Source organism: Cupriavidus sp. UBA2010, from assembly GCF_002335265.1.
In the GTDB taxonomy this organism is placed as follows: domain Bacteria; phylum Pseudomonadota; class Gammaproteobacteria; order Burkholderiales; family Burkholderiaceae; genus Cupriavidus; species Cupriavidus metallidurans.
The window spans coordinates 128,853-150,637 of record NZ_DDCI01000018.1 but is presented as its reverse complement, the minus strand read 5'-3'; the positions used below and the strand labels follow the sequence as shown (position 1 = coordinate 150,637).

15 protein-coding genes are annotated in these 21,785 nt (G+C 65.9%); 6 read left to right on the top strand and 9 right to left on the bottom strand.

Going from position 1 to position 21,785, the window contains the following annotated elements:
• The first annotated feature begins 21 nt into the window (after positions 1 to 21).
• Together B2246_RS14435 and B2246_RS14430 are read left to right on the top strand one after the other, a co-directional pair.
• Entirely contained in the window at positions 22 to 3,159 is a 3,138-nt protein-coding gene (locus B2246_RS14435) for an efflux RND transporter permease subunit (RefSeq protein WP_035881044.1), read from the top strand.
• A gap of 162 nt (positions 3,160 to 3,321) precedes the next feature.
• Positions 3,322 to 3,978: a response regulator transcription factor gene (locus B2246_RS14430; RefSeq protein WP_286882360.1), complete on the top strand. Its 657-nt coding sequence runs from the start codon at positions 3,322 to 3,324 to the stop codon at positions 3,976 to 3,978.
• Positions 3,979 to 3,986: 8 nt separating this feature from the next.
• Here B2246_RS14430 and B2246_RS14425 read toward each other — a convergent pair whose 3' ends face one another.
• From B2246_RS14425 to B2246_RS14395, 7 genes are all read right to left on the bottom strand, one after another.
• Positions 3,987 to 4,376, bottom strand: a complete 390-nt coding sequence (locus B2246_RS14425; protein ID WP_286882359.1) for a response regulator transcription factor — start codon at positions 4,374 to 4,376, stop codon at positions 3,987 to 3,989.
• A 33-nt stretch (positions 4,377 to 4,409) separates the two neighbouring features.
• A complete protein-coding gene (locus B2246_RS14420; protein WP_008651867.1) occupies positions 4,410 to 4,685 on the bottom strand; it encodes a XapX domain-containing protein in 276 nt (91 codons plus the stop codon).
• Between the two features lie 78 nt (positions 4,686 to 4,763).
• On the bottom strand, positions 4,764 to 6,383 hold the full coding sequence (locus B2246_RS14415) for an MFS transporter (protein WP_286882358.1): 1,620 nt from the start codon (positions 6,381 to 6,383) through the stop codon (positions 4,764 to 4,766).
• A gap of 18 nt (positions 6,384 to 6,401) precedes the next feature.
• On the bottom strand, positions 6,402 to 6,824 hold the full coding sequence (locus tag B2246_RS14410) for a DoxX family protein (protein ID WP_008651870.1): 423 nt from the start codon (positions 6,822 to 6,824) through the stop codon (positions 6,402 to 6,404).
• A gap of 30 nt (positions 6,825 to 6,854) precedes the next feature.
• Complete coding sequence (locus B2246_RS14405) at positions 6,855 to 8,720, bottom strand: amidohydrolase (protein WP_008651871.1); 1,866 nt, start codon at positions 8,718 to 8,720, stop codon at positions 6,855 to 6,857.
• A gap of 86 nt (positions 8,721 to 8,806) precedes the next feature.
• Positions 8,807 to 9,628: an alpha/beta fold hydrolase gene (locus tag B2246_RS14400; RefSeq protein WP_286882357.1), complete on the bottom strand. Its 822-nt coding sequence runs from the start codon at positions 9,626 to 9,628 to the stop codon at positions 8,807 to 8,809.
• Between the two features lie 65 nt (positions 9,629 to 9,693).
• The gene (locus B2246_RS14395) at positions 9,694 to 10,380 is read right to left on the bottom strand and encodes a hydrolase (protein WP_008651875.1); all 687 of its coding nucleotides are present in this window, start codon (positions 10,378 to 10,380) and stop codon (positions 9,694 to 9,696) included.
• Between the two features lie 316 nt (positions 10,381 to 10,696).
• On the opposite strand from B2246_RS14395, the gene B2246_RS14390 reads away from it, so the two are divergent.
• The 3 genes from B2246_RS14390 to B2246_RS14380 all read left to right on the top strand — a co-directional run bounded on the left by B2246_RS14390 (position 10,697) and on the right by B2246_RS14380 (position 17,117).
• On the top strand, positions 10,697 to 11,383 hold the full coding sequence (locus tag B2246_RS14390) for a response regulator transcription factor (protein ID WP_286882356.1): 687 nt from the start codon (positions 10,697 to 10,699) through the stop codon (positions 11,381 to 11,383).
• Between the two features lie 84 nt (positions 11,384 to 11,467).
• Entirely contained in the window at positions 11,468 to 16,657 is a 5,190-nt protein-coding gene (locus tag B2246_RS14385) for a trifunctional serine/threonine-protein kinase/ATP-binding protein/sensor histidine kinase (RefSeq protein WP_286882354.1), read from the top strand.
• 160 nt (positions 16,658 to 16,817) lie between these two features.
• Complete coding sequence (locus B2246_RS14380; protein WP_008651884.1) at positions 16,818 to 17,117, top strand: zf-TFIIB domain-containing protein; 300 nt, start codon at positions 16,818 to 16,820, stop codon at positions 17,115 to 17,117.
• Positions 17,118 to 17,354: 237 nt separating this feature from the next.
• Here the strand turns inward: B2246_RS14380 and B2246_RS14375 are convergent, their stop codons facing one another.
• Positions 17,355 to 18,560, bottom strand: a complete 1,206-nt coding sequence (locus tag B2246_RS14375; protein WP_286882353.1) for an NnrS family protein — start codon at positions 18,558 to 18,560, stop codon at positions 17,355 to 17,357.
• Positions 18,561 to 18,875: 315 nt separating this feature from the next.
• Between B2246_RS14375 and B2246_RS14370 the strand changes: the two genes are divergently transcribed.
• Positions 18,876 to 20,504, top strand: a complete 1,629-nt coding sequence (locus B2246_RS14370) for a methyl-accepting chemotaxis protein (RefSeq protein ID WP_224444498.1) — start codon at positions 18,876 to 18,878, stop codon at positions 20,502 to 20,504.
• On the opposite strand, the gene B2246_RS14365 is transcribed toward B2246_RS14370, so the two are convergent.
• Entirely contained in the window at positions 20,474 to 21,775 is a 1,302-nt protein-coding gene (locus B2246_RS14365; protein WP_286882352.1) for a cytochrome-c peroxidase, read from the bottom strand. The genes B2246_RS14370 and B2246_RS14365 overlap by 31 nt on opposite strands.
• Between the last annotated feature and the right edge of the window lie 10 nt (positions 21,776 to 21,785).

Here is a 21,785-nt window from a genome sequence, read left to right as displayed (position 1 = left end):
GAATTCGAAGACGAGGCCTCCGTGCTCAGGAACGTACTCCGGTTGTCGCTGACGCGACGGCCGCTCATTCTGCTTTTCCTCCTGGTATTTGCCGGGGCCGGCTTGTTCGCCTACTCGAAGCTGAACATCGAAGCCTATCCGAACCCCGCGCCGGTGATTCTCGAGATCACCGCGCAGGCCCCGGGCCTGTCCGCCGAGGAGATGGAGCGCTACTACACGGTGCCCATGGAAGTGGGGCTGGCCGCCACGCCGGGCGTGGAGAGCATCCGCTCGACCTCGTTCTACGGCCTGTCGTTCGTGCGGGTGACGTTCAAGTACGGCGTCGACTACTACTTCGCCTATACGCAAGCCGCGCTCAACCTGCAGCAGAACGTCAACCTGCCGAACAACGTGCAGCCGCAGATCCAGGCGTCGAGCCTGGTCGGTGAAATCTATCGCTACCAGCTCAGGGGGCCGGCGCACTTCGGGCTGACGAACCTGCGCACGCTGCAGGACTGGGTGCTTGAACGTCGCCTCAAGACGGTGCCCGGTGTGGCCCAGGTGGTGAGCTGGGGTGGCACGACCAAGGAGTACGACGTCGAGGCCGACCTGCACAAGCTCGACGCGTACAACATCACGCTGCAGCAGATGATCTCCGCGCTGGGTAATGCCAACATCAACGTTGGCGGCCGGACTATCAACCTTGGACAGCAGTCGGTCAACATACGTGGTGTAGGCCTGATCGAGGACACCAAGGACATCGAACAGGTGGTGCTGACACAGCACAATGGCGTGCCCGTGCAGGTCAAGGACGTCGCCAAGGTCAAGATCGGCTTCACGCCACGCCTGGGACGCTCCGGGCGCGACAACCAGGACGACGTGGTCACCGCCATCGTCGTGATGAACCGGACGCTGCAGACCAACGAGGTGGTGGCGCGCGTCAAGGCCGAGATCGACAAGATCAACAGCGACGGCACGCTGCCTGCCGGCGTGAAGATGGAGCCCTACTACGACCGCTCGACGCTGGTCTCGGTCACCACGCACACGGTGCTGCACAGCCTGCTGTTCGGCTGTCTGCTGGTGTTCTTCATCCAGTGGGTATTCCTGGGCGATCTGCGCAGCGCGGTGATCGTCAGCGTCAACATACCGTTCGCGCTCTTCTTCAGCATCATGATCCTGGTGATGCTGGGAGAATCCGCCAACCTCTTGTCGGTGGGGGCGGTCGACTTCGGGATCATCGTGGACTCCTCGGTGATTCTGGTGGAGAACATATTCCGGAACTTCCAGATGCCGCTGGCGGATCAGCAGCGGCTGCTGATGAGTCGGGACGCGCGGGCGATCGGCAGGGGTGCAGGTATCACGGACCGCATCCGCATGATCTTCGTGAGCGCGCTGCAGGTGGACAAGGCGGTGTTCTTCTCGGCGGCCATCACGGTGGCGGCGTTCGTCCCGCTGTTCACGATGCAGGGTGTGGAAGGGCAGATCTTCGGGCCGATGGCGCGTACCTATGGCTATGCACTGCTGGGCGCGCTGATCGCCACGTTCACGGTGACGCCGGTGCTGTGCACCTATCTGCTGCCCAAGCACATCGAGGAGAAGGAAACCATCCTGGTGCGCTGGCTGCATCGTATCTATGAGCCTGCGCTCAAATGGTCGCTCGGCAACAAGAAGCTGTCGGTGGCGATTGGCGCCGGCGTGCTGGCGGTGACGGGGGCGTTGATGCCGCTGCTGGGCACCGAGTTCCTGCCGGCGCTGGAAGAGGGCAACCTCTGGATCCGCGCCACCATGCCACCAACCGTTTCGCTGGAGGCCGGCGTGCCGTCAGTGGCGCGAATGCGCAAGATCCTGCTGTCGCATCCTGAAGTGGCGACGGTGGTGTCCCAGCATGGCCGTCCGGACGATGGCAGCGATGCGGCGGGCTTCTTCAACGCGGAGTTCTTCGTGCCGCTCAAGCCGATGGATCAATGGCCGGCGGGCATGACCAAGGACAAGCTGGTCGCGGAGGTGCAGAAGGAATTTGCCAACGAGTTCACAGGGATCTCGCTGAATTTCTCGCAGTACATCCAGGACAACGTCCAGGAAGGCCTTTCCGGCGTGAAGGGCGCGAACTCGGTGAAGATCGTCGGCCGCGACCTGCCCACGCTGGAGAAGCTGGCCGATCAGGTGCTGCACGAGATGAAGGAGATCCGGGGCGTGTCGGACCTTGGCGTGTTCCGCGTGCTGGGTCAGCCCAACCTGAACATCAAGATCAACCGCGAGGCGGCGGCGCGTTACGGGCTCAACACCGGCGATGTCAACTCGGTGGTGGAGGCCGCGCTCGGTGGCACGCAGGCGACGACCGTGCTCGAAGGCGACCGGCAGTTCTCGCTGACGGTGCGTATGGCGCCCGAGTATCGCGGCAGTATCGACGCGATCCGCAACATCAAGGTGGCGTACCAGACAGCGGATGGCGCGAATGCCTATATTCCGTTGAGCGCGCTGGCGGACATATCGCTGGATACCGGGGCGTCGTACATCTATCACGAGCGCAACCAGCGATACATCCCGATCAAGTTCAGCGTGCGTGACCGCGACCTGGGTAGCACGGTGGCGGAAGCGCAGGCGCGTATCGCCAGCAAGATCAAGCTGCCCGAGGGCTACCGCATCCAGTGGGCGGGCGAGTTCGAGCAACTGGAACTGGCAAAGAAGCGACTGGCGCTGATCGTGCCGATCAGCATCGTGATGATCATGGTGCTGCTGTACGGTCTGTTCAATTCGCTGCGGGACAGCGTCATGACGCTCGCGGGCATTCCGTTCGCCATCGCCGGGGGTGTGATCGCGCTGTTCGTGACCGGTCTGGATTTCAGTATCTCGGCGGCCATCGGCTTTGTCTCGCTGTTCGGGGTATCGGTCATGGACGGCATCCTGATGATCACCTACTACAACCAGTTGCGTGAACAGGGGCTGAAGTCCGAGGCGGCGATGTCGCAGGCGGCCCAGCAGCGGATGCGTCCGATGCTGATGACGGCGCTTTCGGCCTGTATCGGCTTGCTGCCGGCGGCCATCTCCACCGGAATCGGCAGCCAGGTGCAGCGTCCGCTGGCCACCGTGGTGGTGGGCGGCATGTTGATCGGACCGATCATGCTGCTGGTGATCGTGCCGGCGCTACGCATGGTGTTCATCGGCAAGAAGGAGACCTGACCGTAGACGTCAGACCGGCTTCGTGTCGGTAGCTGGTGACACGCAACGGCCACGTCGATGCGTCCCGGGGCAGAACGCCCGGGGCGGATCGCGTGGCCGCTTGCATTTCAGGGCAAAGCGCCGATAATCCCACTTCCCGGAACGAATGCCCCCAGGATCGCCATGACGCGTGACAGGATCGAAGAGGGTGATGAAAGTGAAGAGAGCGCGGTGCTGGTCGTCGATGACGATCAGGATGTGCGCGTGGCGCTATCCAGCCTGTTCCGCTCGGCGGGACTCGTGGCGGAGTCGTTCGCCTCGGCGGAGGAATTGCTCGCACACGGCATTCCGGATCGGCCCACCTGCATCGTGCTCGACGTGCATCTGCATGGCGCGAGCGGCCTCGACCTGCAGGCCACGCTCAACCGGGCGGGTCGCCATGCGTCGATCGTATTCATCTCCGGCCGTGGTGACGTCCCGATGACGGTGGCGGCCATGAAGGCCGGTGCCGTCAACTTCATCGCCAAGCCATTCCGCGACCAGGACCTGCTCGACGCCGTCGACGAGGCCTTGCAGCGCGACCGGGCGCAGCGCGACGCCGAGGCGCAGAGCCGGCAGCTTCGCGATCTTTTCGACCGCCTGACCGGCCGGGAGCAGGAAGTCATGCAACTGGCGGCGCGTGGCCTGATGAACAAGCAGATCGCCGACGACCTCGGCATCAGCGAAGCCACGGTCAAGATCTATCGCGGTCACGCCATGCGCAAGATGCAGGCCCGCACGTTCGCCGAACTGGTCATCATGGCCCAGTCTCTCGGGCTGGTGCAGGACGATGCCGGATAGCCCGCGCGTCAGATCTCCGACCCACTCTGGCCGCTGGCCAGCGCACGCGCCAGGCACCGGAGCAATTCTCTCTCCTGAAACGGCTTGCCGAGGAACCCGGTGGCGCCCACGTCAAGGGCGCGCTGTTCGTCACCGTCCTGGGCATAGGCGGTCATGAGGATGACCGGCACATCGAGCCCGAGCGCGCGCAGCGCCGTGCAGAGCGCGAAGCCGTCGATGCCCGGCATTCGCACGTCGCTGACCACGCACCGGATATGCCCGATCGACGCGGACTGCAGCAGTGCCTGCCCGCTGGCGTAGAGTTCCACGGCCAGGTCGAACGAACGCACCAGTTGCCCCATGGCGTCCCTGACGGAGGCGTCATCGTCAACGATCGCGATTACGGGAAGGGCAGTCACACGGTGCTCCGGACATCGGCCCCAATGGCGGCCTCATTGCTCCGGCTTGCTCTCCTTGGTGTCGGCCGCGGCCAGTGTCGGGCCAGGCGTGCCCGTGATCTTCGGCATGCATTCCTGGTGGAACCACGCCACGGTGACGGGCTCTCCCGCGATCATGCGCTTGATTGGCGGTACGACCTGCTCGCCGATAAGCATGCCGAGCAGGCCGATCAGGGCCACCGCTGGCGGGGCGGGAGAGCGGACCTGCATCAGTGCGTAAATGATGCCGACCAGGATGCCGGCGCCCAATGAGATCAGATAGAGCTTCATGCGAGCCTCGCGATATGTCGCAATACGAAACGGGTCAAAAGAAACAGGTCATAGGAAACAGGGGGGACGGCAGGCGCGTCATCGCTTGTTAGGTGGCAGTCCCACGCCCAGCAGATGCCGCACACGCGGTGGCGTCGTGCCACCATGGAACGCGGTCACTTCTCGCTGCAGGTCGGCATCGGCGTTCGGCACGCGGCGGTGTTGCCGCAGGTGCTCGGCCCATGACTCGACCAGAAACCACTCGGTCATCAATTCGGGATTGGTGGGGTCTTCCATCACACCCCAACTGAATGCGCCATCGCGCAGCCGCTCTTCGGAGAGCCGGTGCACGGCGTGCAGGAAGTCGTCCCGGTTGGCCGGGGCAATCAGGTACTCGATCAGGATCATCACCGGGCCGCGATCGTGCGCGATCTCGTCGGCCATTTCGGGCTCGGGCCAGTGGCCGGCCGGGCCAAGGTCGTCTTCGCCGTGCGGCAGACGCAGCCGGTGCAGCGCCAGCGCGGCGACTATCAGGCCCGAGCCGGCGATCAGCAGCGCGGGGGGCGTGCCGAGCGCCTGCGCCACGAAGCCCCAGAGCAAGCTGCCACCGGCCAGCGCGCCGTTGAATACCATCTGGTAGACCGCCAGCGCGCGGCCACGCACCCAGTTGGGCAGGATGGCCTGCGCCACGCCGCCGAACGTGGTCAGCGCCATGATCCATGCCGCGCCCAGCAGCAGCAACAGCACCAGCGCCAGCCAGACGGGTGGCGCGACGGAGAGCGCGGCCATCACGACGGCCGTGACGATGGCGGACAGCAGCACCATCCCGTCGGCGTCGAGCCGCTTCTGCAGGCGCGGCATGAGCAGCGCGCCAAGAATTGCGCCCACCCCGACCGCCCCGAGCATCACGCCATAGAGCCCCGCGCTGCCATGGAGCAGCTTGCGCGCCACCAGCGGCAACAGTGCCCACACACTGCTGCCGAACGCGAAATGCACGGCGGTACGGGCCAGCACGACATGGAGCTTGCTGTGCGCCCGCGTGAAACGCAGCCCGGCGCGGGCCGCGCTGAAGAAGTGCTCGCGTAGCGGATCGACCGGTCGCTGGGGTCGATGCCACCAGATCAACGCGGCGATCACGAACACGTAGCTGAGCAGGTCCGCGCCGTAAGTCGCGGCCGCGCCGAACGCAGCCAGCAGCAGGCCGCCGGTGGCCGGCCCGATGGCGCGCGCGATGTTCACGCCAAGCGAGTTGAGCGCCACGGCCTGCCGCAGCGTGTTGGCTGGAACCAGTTCCGGCACGATCGACTGCCAGGTCGGCCCCATCATCGCCGATCCGATGCCGCCGGCGAACGCCAGCGCGATCAGGAGTTCGATCGTCAGCGATTGCCGCCATGCCAGCAGCATCAGCGCGCCACTGACCAGGGCCAGGCAGAGCTGGATCACGATCAGGAAGCGGCGGCGGTCAAGGATGTCGGACAGCACGCCGGCGGGAATCGCAAGCAGGAACACTGGTAGCGTCGATGCGGCCTGGATGGTGGCCACCGCAGCCGGCGAGGTCGACAGGTCGGTGGCCAGCCATGCGCTGGCCACGTCGCGCATGAAGCTGCCGACATTGCCGAGGATCGTCGCCACCCACAGGACCGCGAAGGTCGCTTGCGCAAGCGGTGCGAAGGTGCCTGTGGATGCGGGAGCGCTTGCCGTCGAGGCGGATTGCGTCATGTGAACTATCTATCGTCTCTACGCTCGCAGGTCATGCCAGGCCACCAACACGAAGCCGCCGACCAGACCCAGGTGCTCGAAGAACGCATTGGCCATGCCAAAACGGGCATCGGGCGGGGCGTTCCAGAAGCTATTGGCCAGGAATGTCGCCGCCAGCGTGAAGGCGGCCAGCGCCAGCGCGCCGAGCCAACGGCCGCGTCCGCTCAGGATCATGGCCGATGCGCCCAGTTCCAGCGCGATGGTTCCAGCCGCCAGCGGGCCGGCCGGCGACAGGCCGAAGTGCTGCATCTCGGCCATCGCGCTGGGAAAGTCGAACAGCTTGACCAGTCCGCCCTGCAGGTAGGCCGCGCACAGCAGCAACAACGCGACCCAGTGCAGCCAGCGCGGCAGCCGGTGAGGGCTATCGCCGGCGGATGACAGCGAAGGCATCGAGGAAGGCATGACCGGTCTCCGTTCAGATTGGCACGTGGCTCAGAATGCCCAGCACGAACAGCCGAGCGCGCCCCAGAATCCGCTCTCGTCGGACGTCGGCATGTTCGATGTCCACGCCTTTGCGTGCGCATGGCCGTGCACGCCGCACGACGACGCGCAGCCGCACGCGGTGTTCATCGCCAGCGTCTTCGCCTTGGCGGTTGGTCGCGGCTGGTACTGGCTGCCGTAGCGGGCTGGCGACCAGTCGGGCATCGCGGGCGGAATCTCCGGCGAATGCTTGCCGAACTCGCTGTCGCCGTAGACCACCTTGCCGCCGAGCACGGTCATCACGGACGTGATGTCCTGGATATCGTCGCCGGGCACGGAGAAATAGTCGGCAGAGAGCACCGCGAGGTCGGCGAGCTGGCCGGCCTTGATCTGCCCTTTCTTGCCTTCCTCGGACGAGAACCAGGTATTGGCCTCGGTCCACAGGCGCAATGCGGTTTCGCGATCGAGCAGATTGGCTTGGGGATACATCGACATGCCGCCCACGGTCTTGCCCGTGGTCAGCCAGTACAGCGACACCCACGGGTTGTAGGACGCCACGCGCGTCGCATCGGTGCCTGCGCCCACCTTGACACCCTTGTCGAGCATCTTGCGGATCGGCGGCGTGGCCTCGGCGGCTTTCGCGCCATAACGTTCGACGAAGTACTCGCCCTGGTAGGCCATGCGGTGCTGCACGGCGATGCCGCCTCCGAGCGCGGCGATGCGGTCGATATTGCGATCGGAGATCGTCTCGGCGTGATCGAAGAACCAGTTCAGGCCGGTGAACGGAATGTCGCGCGCCACCTTCTCGTAGACATCGAGCGCGCGCGTGATCGTCTCGTCGTAGGTGGCGTGCAGGCGCCACGGCCAGCGCTTCTCGGCCAGCAGACGGATCACCGGTTCCAGATCGGCCTCCATCGACGGTGGCATGTCGGGCCGCTCGACACGAAAGTCCTCGAAGTCGGCGGCGGTGTAGACGAGCATCTCGCCAGCGCCGTTGTGCCGATACAGGTCATCGCCCTGGCCCGGCTTGACGGTGGACGTCCACGTGGTGAAGTCGTTCAGCTCGGCCTTCGGCTTCTGCGTGAACAGGTTGTAGGCCAGGCGCACCGTCAGGTTGCCTTCCTTGTGCAGATCCTCGATGACGCTGTAGTCCTCGGGGTAATTCTGGAAGCCGCCGCCGGCATCGATCACGCCAGTCACACCCAGCCGGTTCACCTCGCGCATGAAATGGCGCGTCGAGTTTTTCTGGTACTCGAGCGGCAGCTTTGGCCCCTTGGCCAGCGTGGCGTAGAGGATGGTGGCGTTGGGTTTGGCCAGCAGCAGGCCCGTGGGGTTGCCGCTGGCATCGCGCACGATCTCGCCGCCCGGCGGATTGGGGGTGTCCTTCGTATAGCCGACCGTGCGCAGCGCCGCGCCGTTCAGGATCGCGCGGTCGTACAGGTGCAGGATAAATACAGGGGTGTCCGGCGCCACGGCGTTCAGTTCGTCGATGGTCGGCAGCCGTTTCTCGGCGAACTGGTGCTCGGTGAAGCCGCCTACCACGCGCACCCATTGCGGCGCGGGGGTGCGGTCCACCTGGTCCTTGAGCATCCGCATCGCATCGGCCAGGGAGCGCACGCCATCCCAGCGCAGTTCCATGTTGTAGTTCAGGCCGCCACGAATGATGTGCATGTGGCTGTCGATCAGCCCGGGGATGGCTCGCCGGCCGTTCAGGTCGATCACCGTCGTCTGCGCGCCCGCGAGTTTCATGATGTCGTCGCGCGTCCCCACGCTGGTGAAGCGCCCGTCCTGGATGGCTACCGCGTCAGCTTGCGGGTTGGACTTGTCGAGCGTGGTGAACTTGCCGTTGACGAGGATGAGGTCGGGGGTCGATGACATGGTGAATAGCTCCAAAGAGGCCGCCGCACGATGGCGGCGGTCGGGGCGATGAGTTGCCCGCGGGTAGCGGGTTGGGTGGCGTTGGCCTAAGTATTCAGGAAGGCCAGCAGATCCGCATTGACCGCGTCGGCATTGACCACGCACATGCCGTGCGACGCGCCAGGGTACACCTTGAGCGTGGCGTTCTTCACCAGCTTGGCGGAGAGGCGGCCCGCGTTGTCGATCGGCACGATCTGGTCGTCGTCACCGTGCAGGACCAGCGTGGGCACGTCGATCTTCTTCAGGTCCTCGGTGTAGTCCACTTCCGAGAACTCGCGGATGCAGGCGTACTGGCCGACGATGCCGCCTGCCATGCCCTGCGCCCAGAACGTGTCGATGGTGCCTTGCGAGACCTTGGCGCCGGGACGGTTGAAGCCGAAGAACGGCACGGCCAGGTCCTTGTAGAACTGCGAACGATTCTCGGCCACGCCCTTGCGGATACCGTCGAACACGTCGATCGGCAACCCGTTGGGGTTGGACGCGGTCTTGGCCATGATCGGCGGCACCGCGCCGATCAGCACGGCCTTGGCCACGCGCTGCGTGCCGTGCCGGCCAATGTAGTGCGCCACTTCGCCGCCGCCAGTGGAGTGGCCGACCAGCGTGGCGCCCTTGATGTCCAGCGCCACGAGCAGCGCAGCCAGATCGTCGGCATACGTGTCCATGTCGTTGCCCTGCGCGGGCTGGTCCGAGCGGCCGTGACCACGGCGGTCATGCGCGATCACACGAAAGCCCTGCTGCACCAGGAACAGCATCTGGGCATCCCATGCGTCGGCATTGAGCGGCCAGCCGTGCGAGAACACGACCGGCTGGCCGGAGCCCCAGTCCTTGTAGAAGATCTGTGTGCCGTCTTCAGCGGTGATGTAGCTCATGGTCTGTTCCTGGAGAGAAGGGTAGGTGAATGCCTGAAAGCCTGGATGTCCCTCTGCGGCGCGGATCAGCGGGCCGGGACCGGCGCCAGGGACTCGTGCGTCGTGGCGGTGCGCTGCGCCGCCTTGTGGACCATCGTGTAGGCGTAGTCAACGCCCATCCCGTACGCGCCCGAGTGTTCCTTGACCAGCTTCATCACGGCGTCATACGTGTCGCGGTGGGCCCAGTCGCGCTGCCATTCGAGCAACACCTGCTGCCAGGTCACGGGCACCGCGCCGGCCTGCACCATGCGTTGCATCGCGTAGTCATGCGCTTCCTTGCTGGTGCCGCCCGACGCATCGCCCACCATGTAGATCTCGTAGTTGCCTTCGAGCATCGCGCACAACGCAAACGTGGTGTTGCACACCTCGGTCCAGAGGCCGGCCACCACGACCTTGTTGCGGCCGTTGGCCTTTAGCGCGTCACGTACCTTCTGGTCGTCCCACGAGTTCATCGAGGTGCGCTCGAGCGTCTTCGCGTTGGGGAAAACGTCCAGCACTTCCGGATAGGTGAAGCCCGAGAACGACTCGCTCTCTACCGTGGTGATGGTGGTCGGGATGTTGAAGATCTTTGCCGCCTTGGCCAGACCCACCACGTTGTTCTTCATCGCCTGGCGATCCATCGACTGCACGCCGAAGGCCATCTGCGGTTGATGGTCGATGATGATGAGCTGGCTGTTCTGCGGGGTCAGGACTTCGAGCTTGGGGTTGGACATGAGGTCGCTCCTTGGGTAGCGGGGTTGGCGAAGGGGCGCGGGCGGAGGATGTGCTGGCCGCGTGCCGTCGCATCGGCCGTTCCGCCCATCAGCTCCACCCGCCCCATCCGCAAGAGGCAGTGCGCAGCGTAGGTGCCGCGGGGAGCCTACGCCATACACCTTTCGTATAGGTGGGCGGCATCGGTTGGCGAGGCAGCGGCGGGCTGGCAACTACGACATTGGTATGGGTGGCACGGATCCGGGCGCTATGCTGAAATGCACCGCATTGGCGCGCCGGCGCATGGACCGTGAATCATGAACTTTCTGTGACCTTGCCGTGACTGCTACCTGCCTGGAACCCGCCGCAAGTGCCGAGCAAGAGCCTGGCACGGTACTCGTGCTGGACGACGACATCATGGTGCTCGACGCGCTCGGCGGCCTCTTTCGCTCGCTGGACATGGATGTGGCGCTGTTCGCATCGGAAGGCGAGCTGATGGCCTATCCGCTTCCCGATACGCCTTGCTGCCTGCTGCTCGACGTCAGGCTGGGCGGCGCCAGCGGGCTCGACCTGCAGTCGCGGCTCGGCCAGTCCGGCATGGGGATGCCGATCATCTTCATGACGGGGTATGGCGATGTGGCGATGACGGCGGCAGCGATGAAGGCGGGTGCGGTGGATTTCCTGACCAAGCCGATTCTGGAGACGTCGCTGATTGCAGCCGTGTCCGCCGCCCTCGATAGGGACCGGTCGCGCCGGCGTGGGATGCGCAGGACCGACGCGATTCGTCGCGGCTTCGCCACGCTGACACCGCGCGAGGCGGAAGTCATGGGCATGGCGGTGTCCGGCCTGCTGAACAAGCAGATCGCGGGCGAGATCGGCATCAGCGAAGTGACGGTCAAGATTCATCGGGGCCAGGCCATGCGCAAGATGAACGCACGCTCCTTTGCGGATCTGGTGCTGATGGGTCAGGAACTCGGCCTTTACAGGGATGCCGCGCGGCGGGCACGCCAGTTCGCCGCCGCATAGCACGCGCAATACACGTATTGCAGGGCACGGCTAGAATGCGTGACGACGCACTCGCGCCCCACGAGCCAGCCCATCGCCACCAGCATGACCTCCCTCCCCCGCATCGAACATGCTCCCGTGCCGGCCTTCGACGCCGTCTGGCTTGCGCGGGTCGAATCGACCGTGCTGCTGACGGGAGATCACGTCCAGTCCTGCCGACTGTTTGACCCGATCTCGCGGACCCACTGGTTTGCCCAAAGCGCGCCGCTGACGGCCACGGCCGTATGCGAGCGCCTGCGGAACGCGGCGCGGCTTGCCACGCGCATGGAGCCATCGTGGGCGGCGATTCCAGCGGCCACGATCTGGACGCCTGACCGGCTTGTGCTGATCAGCGATGCCGAGGCCTCCACCCAATTCGGCATGGTGAACGCCAGCGCGCGTGAAGACGTCCCGATCGCGGCCCGCCTGGAACTGGCAATCGGCGCGGTCAGGGCCGTGGCGGCCATGCATGGGCGCGGCCTGCTGCAAGGTGTGATTCGGCCGGAGAGCTTCCTGCTCGACGACGCTGGGCGCATGCGGCTCACGGGGTTCGGATATGCCGTGGCTGTTGAGGAACCCTGCGCCGCGCTGCGGCATCCGGCCGATTCCGTCTTGCCATATCTGGCACCGGAACTGATGCGGCAGGATGGGGCGCGTCCGAGTGTCGGCGCCGATCTCTACGCGCTCGGCGTCACGCTATACAAGCTACTGACCGGCGAACTGCCGTTCGTTGCGGACTCGCCGTCCGGATGGCAGCACGCGCATATGGCCATCGAGCCGCCCCCGCCGCAATCGCGTCGGCCCGATTTGCCGGCCGTGCTGGGCCAGATCGTCATCAAGCTGATGGCCAAGGATGCCGGCAGTCGCTATACCTCGGCGGCGGCGCTGCTGGCGGACCTGCTGCGCGTCCGTGCCGAGTGGCTGCAGCGCGGGCGTATCGAACCGTTCTGCCTCGATATGCCGGGCACGCTGCCGTTGCCGGGGTCGGGCTTTCAGGGGCGGCTGTCCGGCCGCGCCAGGGAGATGGAGGTGCTGCATGGCGCGTTGGCACGCGTCCGTGCGACCGGGGTATCGGAGCTGGTATTGCTCGCGGGAGCGGCCGGTGTGGGAAAGTCGGCATTGGCCGAATGGCTGTGCGGGCACGCGGACCAGACCGGGGCCCGCTTCGCAGCGGGCAAGAGCGATCAGTTGCAGCGCGATATTCCCTATGCGCCGGTGGTGCAGGCCATCACATCGCTGACCATGACGTTGCTCGGCCAGGACGATGCGTCGCTGCAGCAGGTGCGCCTGCGCTGGCTCGATCGGCTGACCGGGCAGGGGCGCGCGGTCGCCGAACTGGCGCCCGTCGTCGAATACGTGCTGGGCGCTACCGTGCCGCTTTCGGAAGTGCCGGCCCGGCAGGCTCAGGCGCGGATCGAAAGCGCGGTACTGCGCACGTTTGCTGCGTTCGCCGCGCCCAGCGAGCCGCTGGTGCTGTTCCTCGATGACCTGCAATGGGCCGACGCCTCAACGCTTGGCCTGCTCGAGGCATTCGCGGCGCATCGCCCTCCCAATATCCTGCTGATCGCAGCCTATCGCGAGCCCGGCCACGAGATGGCGCAGCGCCTGGCGTGGTTGCAGCAGGGCAGTCGTAGCGGTGGATTGCCAGTGTCGAGCATCGCGGTCCAGTCGCTGCCCGGACGGGCCGTGGCCGATCTGGTGGCCACCGCGCTCGATGCGCCGGTGGCTCAGGTGGCGCCACTGGCCCGCGCGATCCACGCCAGAACCGGTGGCAATCCACTCTTCTGCGTGCAACTGCTGCGGGCGCTGATCGACGACGGCGTGCTTGCGCGTGGCGAAGCCGGCTGGGCCTGGGACGATGCCGCGCTGGCGCACCGGCGCTACTCGGACAATGTGATCGAACTGATGCTCCGGCGCTTCGCGCGGCTGCCGAAGTCGGGCACGGCGCTGCTACAGCATCTGGCATGCGTGGGCATTCGCGGTGAGGCGGCGTTGCAGGCCCGCGTGGCAGGTGTCGAGCCTGATGAACTGGCGCACGGGCTGCGTCCGTTCATCGATGCCGGGATGATCGTCGAGGTGCCGGAGGGCTTTGCGTTCCAGCATGACCGGGTGCTGGAAGCCGCCTATTCGTTGGTGGAACCGGAAGCGCGCCCGGCCGCGCACGCACGCGTGGCACGCGTCATGATCGAGCACTGGGGCGAGCAGGCGGCGGACCACGCGTTCGAGATCGGGAGCCAGATCGAGCGGACTGCGGGGCAGGCGCTATCCAAGCCGGAGCGGGTGATGTTCGTGCGGGCGCTCAATGACTCGGCGAGACGGGCCAAGCGTGCGGCCGTGCTGACACGCGCGGCCAGCCATGTGGATCTGGCGTTCACGTTGATGGATGCAACCTGGTGGGACACCCACTACCCGCTGGCGCGCGACGCGCATCTGTTGCGCTGCGAGTGCCTGCTGGCGCAGGCCGATCTCGACCGCGCCGCGCGGGAGATCAACATCTTGCTGCAACGCGAGATGCCGGCGGTCGACAAGGCCGCCGTGTATCGCCTGCTGGCCACGCTACAGACCGTGCGGTCGGACTACGAAGGGGCGATCAATGCCGCGCTTTCCGGGCTGGCGCTGGTGGACGTGCATCTCGAACGACACCCGTCGCCTGCGCGAATGCGGGAGGCCTACGAATCGGTCATGGCGTTGCTTGGCGAAAGGTCCATCGATAGTCTTGGCGAACTGCCAGTCACGGCCGACGCGCGGATGCACACGGTCATGGGGTTGCTCTCGACGCTGATTTCTTCGCAGTTCGTGCGCGACGGGATCAGTTTCCTGCATGTGGCGACGATGGTGGAGCTGTCGCTCGCGCATGGCGCGACGCCCGAGACGCCATATGGCCTTTCATGGTTCGGCGTCTTCATCGCCAGCCTTTATGACGCGTACGAAGACGGCCTCGCCTTTGGGCTGGCGGCGATGGCGCTGGTGGAGCGGCATGGGTTTCAGGCCGAGCAGATCGCCACGCTGGTGGCGGTGGACCAGGTCAGCGTCTGGAGCCGCCCGCTGGCGTTCGCGCTCGGACTCGCCCAGGAGGCCGTGGCATTGGGGCGGGAGTCGGGCGATATCGGCATGGCCTGCTATGCCTGCAATCACATCGTCTCGGACCTGCTGGCGATGGGCGAGCCGCTTGCACTCGTTGATGAAGAGGTCGAACGTGGCGTGGGGCTGACACGGCTGGTTCGCTATGCCGATATCGAGCGGATTCTGGCTGCGCAGCGGCTCTTTCTGCGCGGCCTGCGCTTCGGTGGCGATGGCCCGGCATCGACGGTCGCGCAGCGGGCCGATGACGCGACCTCCTTTTCGACGCGCTTCTGGGTCTGGCTTCACGACGGCATGGCGTGGGCATACCGTGGCCAATGGGCACGCGCGCTCGGCAGCCTGCGGCAGGCGGAAGCGCTGGCGTGGTCGGCGCCGGCGCATATCAGCGTGGCCGATTGCCGCTTGTACCTGGCATTGGCGCTGGCACATGCCGCGCCGGCTGATGTCGATGGTGTCGATAGTGTCGATAGTGTCGAGGGTCTCGATCGTGCCGGAGTCCTCGCCGCGCTGGCCGGTCACCGGGACCGATTTGCGCGCTGGACCGCGCTGAATCCGCTGACGTTCCGGAACAAGCTGCTGTTGATCGACGCGGAAATGCTGCGTCTGCAAGGCGATGCCATGCGGGCGCTGGCGAGTTACGAGCAATCGGCGCGGGTAGCGGCGGCATCGGGGTTCGTGCACGAGCAGGCGCTCGCTTGCGAACTGGCGGGTGCGCTGTGTCTGGCCAACGGGCTGCCGGACTCGGGGCTGCACCATCTGCATTCGGCACGCGACGCGTATCGCCGCTGGGGTGCCCACCACAAGGCGGACCAGCTCTGCCGCCAGTATCCCGAGCTTGGTGATGCCGGCGCGGGTGGCCCTGAGCAGGTGCCAGCCGAGCCGGCGCGGGTGGCAGCAGGCTGGGAGCTCGGCATGCGGGCCGCCCAGGCCATGAGCAGCGAGCGCGTCATGGATCGGCTGATCGAGTCGCTGATGGCCGATGTGGTGGTCCATGCCGGTGCGCAGTACGGGTTGCTGCTGCTGATGCGTGGCGATCGCCCGATGATCGAGGCGTCCGCGCGCGTGGTCGACGGCGCCGTTTCCACCACGCTCGGTACCGTGGAGCCGAACGACGACCTGTTGCCGCTTACCGTCCTCAACAGCGTCCTGCGCACGCGTCAGACCTTCGCGCTGGCCGACGCCTCTGCGGATGCGCCGTCGATCCGGATGCGCGGCGCGTCCGGGCGGCGGTTGCGCTCGCTGGTGTGCCTGCCGCTGGTGCGCGGCGGCACGTTGATCGGCGCGTACTACCTCGAAAATAACCTGGCGCCGGGCGTGTTCGGTGCCGGGCGGATTGCCGAACTGGAGGTGCTGGCGCCGCAGGTGGCGATTGCGTTGGAGACCGCGCGGCTCTACGAGCAATTGATCGACGAGAACGATCGCCGCCTGGCAGCCGAGATGGGCCTGCGTTCGGCCCGTGCCGAGCTTGCGCGGACCTCCCATCTGACGGTGATGGGCACGTTGGCGGCCTCCATCGCCCATGAGGTGAACCAGCCGCTGACGGCGATTGTGGCGTCGGTCGATGCCAGCCTGCGCTGGCTTAACCGCGCCACGCCAAATCTCGGCGAGGTACAGGACGGGCTCGCGCATATCCGCAAGAATGGCCTGCGCGCGGCCGAGATCATTCGTGCCTTGCGCGCGCTGGCCAGGCAGACCCCATCGGTGATGACGCCGCTGCGGCCCGACGAGGTGCTGAGCGAAGTGCTCGATATGGTGCGCATGGAAATCGCCGGACACGGCGTGCGGGTCTCGACGAGCCTGTCCACGGACGGCGCGCTGGTGGCGGCGGACCGGGTGCAGTTGCAGCAGGTGATGCTGAACCTGATCACCAATGCCATCGACGCGATGGCGACGACGCCGCCGGATGCGCGCGATCTGGTGATTGCTTCGGCGCTCGAGAATGCCGAGGTCGTGATCCGGGTCGAGGACGCCGGCCACGGCATTCCCGATGCCATGCGCCAGCGGCTGTTCGACCCGTTCATCACCAGCAAGCAGAGCGGCATGGGCATGGGGCTTGCCATCTGCAAGTCGATCATCGACGCCCACGGCGGTGAGCTCGATGCGGCACCGCGCGATGGCGGTGGCACGGTGTTCACGTTCCGGCTGCCAGTTCTGGGGAGCGCGACGCGCCCTTGATCCGCGCGGCGGGAGGAGGCCGGTGCGGTGCGAGGCACCCGTGCATAAACGGCGGATGACACCGAGATGACATTGCTGTCATGCAGCGCTTGGTGGCAGGGGCGCGCCATAGAATGGGCCGCAACGCGCCATTCGCGCACCCCACTGCAAGGAGCTCCAAATGAAATGCCCAACCTGCCCCGACTCGGTACTGATCATGGCGGATCGACAAGGTGTGGAGATCGACTACTGTCCGCGATGCCGGGGCGTCTGGCTGGACCGTGGCGAGCTGGACAAGATCCTGGAGCGCTCTGCAATGGCCACGCCAGTGTCACAGGCCTCGGCGCCGCGCGAACGGCCGGCATCACCTGCCTACCACGGTGATGACCACGGGCGCGGCGGTCATGACGGTTATGGCAGTCGAAATGGCCATCACGGCAATAAACGCAGGAAGTCCTGGCTGAACGAGCTTTTTGACTAGGATGACCAAGGCGGTCGAAGTGGTTGATACGACGGCAGGAAGCTGAAGGAAGAAAGGGGGCGATCGAGCACTGTCGATCGCCCCCTTTGACTGTGGAAGCCGTTTCCAAAAAGATTCTGGCGTCGTTGCGGGGCCTTGCCGTACTACTTGTACTGTCTGCGGCCCCGTGTCTAGCCCGAACCGCTTCGCTTCATTTTGAAACGGCTTTTTAGTGGCGGATAACGCCCAGCCCTCCGCTCAACCCTCCTTGCCGTCGATGCGTGCGCGCGTCAGGTAAGGCGTGTATTTGACAAGGTAGAGCACGAGGGACAGCGCCCACAGGATGCCCGACGCGGCGACGGCCTCGGGCTTGAGCGCCGGCAGGGCGATCGGACCGGCCACCCGCACAATGGCGGCCAGCGCCATGCACAGGTAGGCCAGGTGTTCCATGCGGCCCGTTTCCAGGCGGCGGCCGGAATGGCCCAGCGCCGTGCGTGTCACCATCGCGATGATGGCGCCCCCGATCACGCCGACGGTCAGCGCATGGAGCGCGGTAGAGCGGTCCACCCAGCCCAGCGAAGCTGCGGCGATCAAGAGGAAACCTACCGGCAGGAATGCATAGGCGGCGTGCAGGATGCTGACGATCGGCTTGCGTATCGTGCGTAGCGAATCCCATCCGGCCAGGCGGACGCCCTGCGCGATGGCGGCGGCGAGCGCCAGCGGTGCCAGGATGATCGCAGGTGCCACCACGGCGCTAGCCAGCGCGGCCAGCAGCGTCAGCGGGATCACGCAGCGTTCGACCCACGCCCAGCGGCGAATGCGGATACCGGGAATCGCATTGGCGGTGAACATTGGAATCACGCGGCCACCGATCACCGTGACGAAGATGGCGACGAGCCCGATCGCAGCTTCTGACGCGTGCAGTGCCCAGTCGATCCGGCCGCTCAGCACGGCGGCGTGGAAGCCGATGTTGAAGGCCCCCATCACGCCGAGCGCGATCGCCAGGCCATAGTTGCGCTGGCTCTTGGCGCGCCGGAGGATGCGGTAGAAGCTCAGGCTGCACAGCGGCAGGAACAGCACATCGACCGTGATGGCCGCCCATGCCGGGCCGCTCCACATCAGCACACGGGCCAGCAGCCACACGCCGACCAATGCGCCGAGCCAGGCTCCCTGCGGCGTTTGCAGTCCGGTCCAGTTCTTGCCGGCCGTGAACAGGAAGCCGACCACTACCGCGGCCGAGAAACCAAACACCATCTCATGCGCGTGCCAGACCATGGTGCCGGCCCACGGCTGGCTGGCCGGCGTCCACCAGCCAAGGTACATGGCGACCCAGGCCACCACGGCCAGGGCGCCGAATGCGGCAGCCAGTAGATAAAACGGGCGAAAACCCAGCGCGAGCACGGGCAATCCGCGATAGCCGGCCTGGGAGCGGGAGGGTGGGGAGATTTGCAGCAGGACTGACATGATCGGAGGGGAAGGTGCGCGTGACGCAATCGATTCTATGAAACATGCATCTGAAATGCAATTTAAAACTTCGGATGCGATGCATCGGGTTGCATGAGTGCAAATCCCTAGGCGCTTTCACCGCTACCCCCTACCGGAGTAGGGCGAAATCGAGGGGCCGACAGCCGTTAGCCAGCAAACAATACATACAGGGCGTTGGCGTGATGGCGCGGACGACACCTGTAACGCGTGATACGGGGATTTTCAGTGCTTAATGCATCACACCGTGATGCAACAACATCCATATCGCCGAGGAATCGGCAACTGGGGGTAGCTGTGAAAATCCGCGATCTGTCGATCAAGACCAGGCTCCTTGCGGGGTTTGGCGCGCTGGCACTCATCGTGCTGGTGGTTTCGGGGCTGTCCTTGCGTGCGCTGAGTCAGGCGACCGATGGGTTCAGTGCCTACATCAACGGGCTCAACGCCCGTGGCGCGATGGCGTCCGAGGTGCGCACGTCAGTCGATCGTCGCGCCATCGCCGCGCGCAATCTCGTGCTGGTCACCACGCCGGCAGACATCAGTCTGGAAAAGGAAGCGGTGCTCAAGGCGCACGACGACGTAAAGGCGCGGCTGGGCAAGCTTAACGAGATGATCAAGGCCGAGGGCGTAAGCGAGACCGCCCGCAATCTGGTGGCCGAGGTCGACCGCATCGAGGCGCGTTACGGTCCCGTGGCCACGGCCATCGTCGCCCTGGCGCTCGAGGGCAAGCGTGACGCCGCCATCGAGAAAATGAACAACGAATGCCGCCCACTGCTGGCCGAGCTGATCAAGGCGACCAACACCTATGCCAGCTTCACCAAGGAGCGCCAGGACGAAATGATCCGGAAGCTGCAGGACGACTATGTCGCGCAGCGCAATCTGCTGATCATCGTGTCGCTAGCCGCGGTGGCCTTTGCCATGACCGGCGGCATGTTGCTGACCCGCGCGATCACCGGGCCGATAGAGCGCGCCGTGGGCGTGGCCAGCACCGTCGCGCGCGGCGAACTTGGCATGCGCATCGAGGTGAATTCCACGGACGAGACCGGCCGGCTGCTCGGCGCATTGCGTGACATGAACGAGCGCCTGAGCGAAACGGTGGCGCGCGTGCGCGAGGGCAGCTCGAGCATCGCGGTGGCCACTGGCCAGATCGCCGAGGGCAACATGGACCTGTCGAGCCGTACCGAGCAGCAGGCGGCGTCACTGGAGGAAACCGCGGCGAGCATCGAGGAACTGGCGGCGACGGTCCGCCACAACACCGAGAACGCCCGACAAGCCAGCGAACTGGCCCGCAACGCCACCGAAGTGGCCCAACAGGGCAGCAGCACCGTGGGCCGCGTGGTCGATACGATGGAAGGCATCAGCGCAAGCTCGACCAAGATCGCGGAGATCACCGGCATCATCGAAGGCATTGCATTCCAGACCAATATCCTGGCGCTCAACGCCGCAGTGGAAGCTGCGCGTGCCGGCGAGCAGGGGCGCGGGTTTGCCGTGGTGGCCAGCGAGGTGCGTGGGCTCGCACAGCGGTCGTCGAGTGCGGCCAAGGAAATCAAGGAGTTGATCGACGCATCGGTTGCCCAGGTGCAGGCTGGCTCGTCGTTGGCCAGCGAAGCGGGCAAGACCATGACCGACGTCACGCAGGCCGTGGCTCGCGTCACCAATATCGTCGACGAGATTGCCACCGCGTCCGCCGAGCAGAACCGTGGCATCGAGCAGGTGAATCAGGCGATCGTGCAGATCGATCAGGTCACGCAGCAGAATGCCTCGCTGGTGCACGAGGCCGCGGAAGCGTCGAAGGCGCTTGAGGAGCAGAGCCGGTCGCTGGACGATGCTGTGGCGTTCTTCAAGCTGCCATCGGGCGGCGGGCGCCTTCATGACGCGCACCGCGCCGTCGTTGGTCAGCGGACGGCAGGCATCGCGTTCACGTAAGCCGCGTCCGTAAGCGTGCGCAGGAAGGCGACGATGTCGTCGATCTCGCCTTCCGTCAGCGCGGCCGGCATGTCTGGCCGCCGGTTCATCGGCGGCGAGTTGACGTTGATGTTGTCGCGATAGGCAACGGGCACATCGTCGAACGTCTTGCCGCCGGCATACCACTTGCCCGGATCGATCGATCGTGTGTTGTAGAACGCTACGGCATCGCGCAACGTCGTGAACACCCCGTTATGCATGAAGCGCTGGCGAACGGCCACATTGCGCAGGCCGGGGGTGCGCACGTACCCGCACCACTGGTCGGGATCGGGCCAGCGCAACGTGCGCGCGGTGGCGCAGAGGCCGTTGTCGAAGTGCCTGGGATCGCGGTTGGCGGGCAGGGCGCGGTTGCGCGGCACGGCGATCGCGTCGTAGCCGAAGTCCGTGAACAGCGACCGCTCCGGCCGGCTCGCGGTATCAGACAGCGTATGGCAACTCATGCAGTTGCCCTTGTCAGGGTTCTTGAATAGTGCCAGTCCGCGCATTTCCTGCGGCGCCAGCGGTGTGCGGCGGCGCAGGTAGTCGTCGAAGCGTGACGTGAACGGCGCCATCTCGTCGCTTTGCATGTACGCCTGCAGCGCTGCGCCCAGGGCGCGGAGCATCGCCTGTGGGTCCTTGCGTACCGCCGGGCCGAATTGCGCGGCCATTGCCGGCGCCAGATCGGTGTCGTTGACGTTGCGCAGCAGCCGGGCCGGGCTGCCGTTGTTCATCTCGTTCGGATCGAGCAGCGGGCCGCGTATCTGCTCGGCAAGCGTGTCGGCGCGGCCGTCGGCGAACAGGCCACCGAATGGGGATGCCGCAGGGGCATCGTCGTCCTGATAGAAATGCCGGCGCGGCACGTAGCGCACGTATAGCAACGAAGGTGGATTACGCAGGCTGAAGTGTCCCGGGCGACTGCCTTGCGGCACGCCGGGCCCGCGCTTTCCACCGTCTGGCAGCGTGGGCGAGAACGCGCGCGCCGGGTCATGGCAGCTTGCGCACGACTGCCCGCGCGGCATCGACAGGCGCGGGTCGAAGAACGCGCGCTTGCCGAGCGCCACCAGCGACGGATCTGGCCGGAAGACGCCGGTAGTGGCATCGACCTTCGCGGTCACCTTGGGCGTGCCATTGCCGATGGTCGCCACCACTTGCGCGGGCGGTGCGCCGGGCAGCAGCACGGTGCCCGCCGCACCGGTGTGGCCCGTCACCGCCCAGAGCGCAAGGGCGGCGACGGCAGGTCTTGCTGATGTCATCAAGATGCGA

Excerpts from the sequence above, each read along its gene's own strand:
- B2246_RS14430 (WP_286882360.1), top strand. The coding sequence starts at position 3,322 with ATGACGCGTGACAGGATCGAAGAGGGTGATGAAAGTGAAGAGAGCGCG.
- B2246_RS14420 (WP_008651867.1), bottom strand. The coding sequence starts at position 4,685 with ATGAAGCTCTATCTGATCTCATTGGGCGCCGGCATCCTGGTCGGCATC.
- B2246_RS14415 (WP_286882358.1), bottom strand. The coding sequence starts at position 6,383 with ATGACGCAATCCGCCTCGACGGCAAGCGCTCCCGCATCCACAGGCACC.
- B2246_RS14410 (WP_008651870.1), bottom strand. The coding sequence starts at position 6,824 with ATGCCTTCCTCGATGCCTTCGCTGTCATCCGCCGGCGATAGCCCTCAC.
- B2246_RS14405 (WP_008651871.1), bottom strand. The coding sequence starts at position 8,720 with ATGTCATCGACCCCCGACCTCATCCTCGTCAACGGCAAGTTCACCACG.
- B2246_RS14400 (WP_286882357.1), bottom strand. The coding sequence starts at position 9,628 with ATGAGCTACATCACCGCTGAAGACGGCACACAGATCTTCTACAAGGAC.
- B2246_RS14395 (WP_008651875.1), bottom strand. The coding sequence starts at position 10,380 with ATGTCCAACCCCAAGCTCGAAGTCCTGACCCCGCAGAACAGCCAGCTC.
- B2246_RS14385 (WP_286882354.1), top strand. The coding sequence starts at position 11,468 with ATGACCTCCCTCCCCCGCATCGAACATGCTCCCGTGCCGGCCTTCGAC.
- B2246_RS14380 (WP_008651884.1), top strand. The coding sequence starts at position 16,818 with ATGAAATGCCCAACCTGCCCCGACTCGGTACTGATCATGGCGGATCGA.
- B2246_RS14375 (WP_286882353.1), bottom strand. The coding sequence starts at position 18,560 with ATGTCAGTCCTGCTGCAAATCTCCCCACCCTCCCGCTCCCAGGCCGGC.
- B2246_RS14365 (WP_286882352.1), bottom strand. The coding sequence starts at position 21,775 with ATGACATCAGCAAGACCTGCCGTCGCCGCCCTTGCGCTCTGGGCGGTG.